Source organism: Faecalibacillus sp. TM498, from assembly GCF_020589955.1.
Classification (GTDB): domain Bacteria; phylum Bacillota_I; class Bacilli_A; order Erysipelotrichales; family Coprobacillaceae; genus Faecalibacillus; species Faecalibacillus intestinalis.
On record NZ_JAJDKB010000085.1, the window covers coordinates 1 to 5,844 of the forward strand.

General features: G+C 30.4%; 5 protein-coding genes. All 5 read right to left on the reverse strand.

Going from position 1 to position 5,844, the window contains the following annotated elements:
• Positions 1–360 precede the first annotated feature (360 nt).
• Positions 361–933 (reverse strand): ATP-binding protein, encoded by a 573-nt coding sequence (locus LJD32_RS14370; RefSeq protein ID WP_264472174.1) that lies wholly within the window; start codon positions 931–933, stop codon positions 361–363.
• A gap of 38 nt (positions 934–971) precedes the next feature.
• Positions 972–1,475: an ATP-binding protein gene (locus LJD32_RS14375; RefSeq protein ID WP_227392743.1), complete on the reverse strand. Its 504-nt coding sequence runs from the start codon at positions 1,473–1,475 to the stop codon at positions 972–974.
• A 113-nt stretch (positions 1,476–1,588) separates the two neighbouring features.
• Complete coding sequence (bilR, locus tag LJD32_RS14380) at positions 1,589–3,568, reverse strand: bilirubin reductase, long form (protein ID WP_227392744.1); 1,980 nt, start codon at positions 3,566–3,568, stop codon at positions 1,589–1,591.
• 4 nt (positions 3,569–3,572) lie between these two features.
• Positions 3,573–5,483, reverse strand: a complete 1,911-nt coding sequence (locus tag LJD32_RS14385; protein ID WP_227392745.1) for an FAD-dependent oxidoreductase — start codon at positions 5,481–5,483, stop codon at positions 3,573–3,575.
• Between the two features lie 138 nt (positions 5,484–5,621).
• Positions 5,622–5,844: hypothetical protein (locus tag LJD32_RS14390; protein WP_227392746.1), on the reverse strand; the 223-nt coding region annotated here is incomplete at its 5' end.

Sequence of the window (5,844 nt, forward strand, 5' to 3'; positions counted from 1 at the left end):
TTGCTGGTAGAAATCTTGTTCCTAATCCTGCTGCTGGTATAATTGCTTTTCTTACCTTCATAACTTCCTAAATATAATAATCAACAGTTATAAATTATTATTTTTTATTTTTTTGACATAAAAAAATAAAGTAATGTCGTTGAGTAAAAAATACTGCTGTTTAGTAATGATATAAATAAAAAGTTTTATTTTTTTACTTATTATCGAATATCGATAATAAGTAAATGAGCTAATTGTATGATGCAGAAAAAAGACAAAATAAATATGTTGGAAAACTTACATACTTATTTTGTCTTTTTCATATTTTGAAGTACTTAAAAATTATAAGTCACTATTTTATAGTTCTAAAATTAAATATTTTTAATCAGTTAAACCTAATAACCAGTCTCTTGCATTAATACGTCTAATACCATCATATTGAATTTCTGGATCTTCATCCATTGTTAAAATAACTTTAGGATAATGATCACGAATAGCTTGGAGTGGTCTTAATTCTCTTTGAAGTGTTTTTTCATCTCTTACAGTAAGAGCTACCTGATAATAAATTGTACCTTTATGATTTTGTGCAACAAAATTAACTTCATAATTATCAATTTTACCAACATATACATCATATCCTCTTCTCAATAATTCTAAATACACAACATTTTCTAAAATATGTCCTGTATCCATCATTTTAGAGCCCAATAACATATATCTCATCCCAATATCCACAATATAATATTTTTCTAGTGATTTTAAATACTCTTTTCCTTTAATATTATATCTTTTAGCTGGATATATAATATAACTTTCACTGAAAGCCTCTAAATACTTTTCTACGGTCCTTGAATTTATTTTTCTTCCCAATGATGTCATTGTATCTGAAATTTTTTTAGATGATAAAGGATTGCCTATATTATCAAATACAAATTTTAAAACGCTCTTTAACATCATTGTATCTGTTATATTTTTTCTATGGACAATGTCTTTTACAACAATTGTATTATAAATACCTTCAAGGTATCACGTATTTCATCAGGTTGATTCTTTAACTGAAGAGCATATGGAAATGAACTATTTTGTAAATACTCTGTATATTTTATTCCTCTATCATTCATATTTCCTGTACTTTCCATATATTCTTTAAAAGATAACGGCAACATTTCTATTTGAATATATCTTCTTGAAATCATTGTCGCTATTTCACTTGATAACATATAAGCATTAGACCCTGTTACATAAATATCTACATTATCTTTAATATAAAGACTATCTAATACTTTTGGAAATTGATCTACATTTTGACTTTCGTCCAAAAAGATATATGTCATTTTATTTGGTATAAGTTTTTCTTTTAAATAATTATATAATTTTTTATAATTTGTTAATTCTTCATAATCCAAATCTTCAAAGTTAATAGTTACAATTTTAATCAATTGTTTATCTTTCCATGTTATTAACTTGTTTAGATACTCTTTTCTTTCGATAATCATAAATGCATCACATCTTTATCACATTGTAATACAATAAATATTTAAAATTAAAAAGTTTTTGTACTGTGATACAAAAACTTTCAAAATTATACATTCTATTACATTATTATCTATTAATCTATTTCATTAGCAGCATGATAAGCTGTTCTAATAGCACTTGCAATATCAGCAGTTCTTTCACCAGAACAATCACCTACACATACATGAGGAATTGTAATAGATGAATCATCAAAGATATTTTTCTTTGATCCTAAAGCATTAATAATTGTATCAGCTTTGATTTGATCATTTGCTGTATAAACAATATTATTTTCAATATGATCTACTTTTGTATTCACTAATTGTTTTACATTATGATCAGCAAAGTCTTTCATCATTAATGGTAAAACAGTTGTAGATTCACCAGCAGCAATTTTATCCATCATTTCTACAATTGTCACTTGATGACCTTTATTTGCTAGATATTCAGCAGTTTCAGCACCTACTAAACCTCCACCAATAACCACACAATCACCAGTAACTTCTTGTCCGTTTAAAACATCCCAGCTAGAAACAATATTGCTGTTATCATGAGGAATTGGCATTTCCATATTATGTGCCCCTACAGCAATAATAGCATAATCATAACTATTGATATCTTTTGCTTCTTCATTTAAATGAATATCTACATTTAATGTAGGTAAGACTTTTTGATAATATTCAACACTTCTTAAGATTTCATTTTTTCTTGGTGGAACAGAGGCAATATTGATTTGTCCTCCTAAATGATCTGCTTTTTCAAATAAAGTCACCGTATGTCCTTTAACAGCAGCAACTCTTGCTGCTTCTAACCCAGCAATTCCTCCACCAATAACAACAACTTTTTGAGGATTATTTGTTGGTTTAATTGAAACAGTTGCTTCATTTCCATTTTCAGCATTTAAAACGCATGAAATGTATTGTCTATTTTGAATTGCATCAACGCATCCTTTATTACAGTTTAAACATTCTCTAATACATTCACCTTTTTTCACTTTTAAAGCAATATCAGGATCAGTTAATAAAGAACGTCCATAACCAATCATATCAGCATCTCCATCATTTAAGATCTTTTCACCAGCTTCTACACTTACCACTCTACCTACTGTTGCTACTGGAACAGAAACAACTTCTTTAACTTTTCTAGCAACTGGTAATGTCCAATTATAAGGAACATCTCCCATTGGCGGAATCGTATCACCCATATTTCCTGTATGGTTGGCTTGAGCTACTTGAATCATGTCAACGCCTGCTTCTTCTAATTCTTTAGCAAAAGCAATTCCTTCAGCTTCTTTTAAACCACCTTTACCTCTCAAACTTCCATCTTTATTTAAAGTAATAATTGGAAGTTTATATTCAATTGTTAAATCAGGTGCAGCTTCTTTAATTGCTTTAACAACTTCTAAAGCATAACGAATTCTATTTTCAAAAGAACCACCATATGCATCACTTCGATGATTTAATACTTCAGAACATAAAGAACCTAACAAACGATCGCCATGAACTTCAATCGCATCAATTCCTGCAAGCATTGCTTTATGCGCACAACTCGCAATACTTTCTTTAATTTGATTTAATTGTTCAACTGTTGCTTCATTTACAAAATGTTGCATATCATGATGTAATTTAGCATAAGCATCTTTCGTAAGCTTTTGTGCTAATTCAGTTTGTTTTACAGCTTCTTCTTCATTTCCTTCAGCTTTTGCTTTAGCCGCATTTTGACGAGCTATTCCTGCTTCCATAATCATTTTTCCAACACCAGGAACATCATATTCTGGATGGAAGATTTGTAAAGCCACTTTACAATCATATTGATGTAATGTATCCGCAAGTTTTTTAAAGGCTGGTATTTGTTCTTCACTATAAAGTTTTGGTGTTGGTGATGCTGTACGTACAGGAGCTACGTCACCAATAACAACATAAGAAGCTCCACCTTTCGCTAATCTTTCATAAAAACTTAAACTTCTTTGACCAATAGATCCATCTCTTTCTTCATACCCTGTTGTAAGAGGTGGAAACATAATTCTGTTTTTTAATGTCATTTTCCCTACTTGGATTGGTTCTAATAGTTTCATATTATTATATCTCCTTTGTTATTTGATATGCATTTGTAATAGCATCTTTTAATGTTCCTACTTTTTGACAATCACCAATTAAATGCGCATTTTCAATTGGTGAAGCAACTGGATTATAACCAACTGCAAAAACTAATGTATCAACATCATCTAAAACATATTCTTGATGATTCTTTTCATATTTAATTGTATTTTCATCTACATAAGTGATCTTAGAATTTAATTCGATCTTCACACCTTTTTCCATCATACGTCTTGTAAGCAATGATTTCGTTGCTCCAGATTCCCCTGTCATTAATCCTTTAGTCATTTCAATTAAAGTAATATCTCTATTTGTAGGAAATAAATCATTAATCAATGGTGCTAAATAATCTGCTGTTTCACAACCAACAGAACCACCACCAATAATCACGATCTTTCTACCTGGAAATTTTTTACCAGATAAAATATCATCAGCCGTCATTGTTTGTTTAAAGACTTTATAAGGTTCGATTTCTTTAGGTGTTGCTCCTACTGTTGTAATAATTTCATAATCTTTAAATTCATTTTCAATCATTTCTTTAGTCACAGTTGTATTTAAACGAACATCAACACCTATTAATTGGCTCTTCATATATTTAACTACTTTAGTAATTTCTTGTTTACCAATAGGCACACAAGCAATATTTAATTGACCACCTAAACGATCACTTTGTTCACATAAAACAACTTCATGTCCACGTTTTTTAGCGACATAAGCAGCTTCCATTCCTGCTGGTCCACCACCAACAACAAGTACTTTTTTCTTAACAGGAGCTTCATCAATTTCTTCTTTTTCAACAGCTGGATTGACTGTACAACTAATTGGTTTACCAAACATAATTCCTGTTAAACATCTTCCACAACCAATACATGGTCTAATTTCATCTGTTTTTCCTGCTTTGGCTTTATTTGCAAATTCACTATCACATAAATTAGGACGACCAATCATACACGCATCACAAACACCATTAGCGATTAACTCATCTGCTACCCAAGGTTCGTTGATACGCGAAACTGTTGCCACTGGAATAGATACATGTTTTTTAATTTCTTCACTTGCATGTTTATGTGGTGCCGGAGCTGTTCCACTTGCTGGCATTGAACTTCCTTTTTTAATGGTATTTCCTCCAGAAACATGAATAAAGTCAACGGTTGCTTTTTCTAATTGTTTAGAGACATAGATCATATCATTAAGTGTTAAACCACCATCACTGTATTCATCTCCTGAAATACGCACATCAATGATAAAATCTCTACCACATTGTTTTCTTACTTCTTCAATAACTTCTAAAGTTAAACGTAATCTTCCATGAATATCTCCACCATATTCATCTGTTCTTTTATTATATAAAGGCGTTAAAAATCCTCCTAATAAACCATGTGCATGAGCAGCTTGGATTTCTACACCATCTCCCCCTGCTTTTTTAAAACGTAAAGCAGCTTCACCAAATTGTTTAACAATCACTTTCAATTCTTCTTTTGTTACTTCTCGAGGGGCACTTTTAGCATAATATGGTCCTACATTAGAAGGAGCTATCAATTGTGGTGTCCCAGGAATTGGAAAAGCCATATAAGCTGGATGAAAGAGTTGTGATAAGATTTTAGTATCATATTGATGTACTGCATCTACAAGTTTTTTCCATCCAGGAATATAAGAATCATCATAGATTGACATATCTCCTGGTAAATATGTATATGTAGGTTCTACAGTTGTAACTTCAGTTACAATAAGCCCTACTCCACCTTTTGCTCTAGCTGCATAGTGCTTTACTAACGCATCTGTTACATAACCTTTATCTGCAAGATTAGTTGATAAAGGTGGCATAAAAATACGATTTTTTACTGTTGTATTTCCTATTTTAATAGGTGTAAATAAATGTTCATAAGTATTCATAATACATCTCCTTTTTCCTCATGTTTATTTTATCACAAGCATTTCCCAAAAACGTTATCATTTCTAGCTATTTACATCTATTTTTTGTCATCAAAAATAAAAGCAAGGACAAAATATCGTCCTTGCCAGCAAATACCATTAAGCTTCAAAATATTTTTTTATTTCTAAAACTTCATCTTCAGAAACTTTTAACAATTCAACTGCTTTTGAAAACGAAATACTTAAGCTATTCATCAAATTTGTTATTAATTCAATATTTTTCTTTCTTCTTTCCAATTTTTGTCCTTGTACTAGTCCCATAGAATGTCCTTTTTCTATATTTTCTCTGGCTATCATTTCTCCTAAATTACACATCTTTTTA

Coding starts and splice junctions, on each gene's coding strand:
- LJD32_RS14370 (WP_264472174.1), bottom strand. CDS start 933: ATGTTAAAGAGCGTTTTAAAATTTGTATTTGATAATATAGGCAATCCT.
- LJD32_RS14375 (WP_227392743.1), bottom strand. CDS start 1,475: ATGATTATCGAAAGAAAAGAGTATCTAAACAAGTTAATAACATGGAAA.
- bilR (WP_227392744.1), bottom strand. CDS start 3,568: ATGAAACTATTAGAACCAATCCAAGTAGGGAAAATGACATTAAAAAAC.
- LJD32_RS14385 (WP_227392745.1), bottom strand. CDS start 5,483: ATGAATACTTATGAACATTTATTTACACCTATTAAAATAGGAAATACA.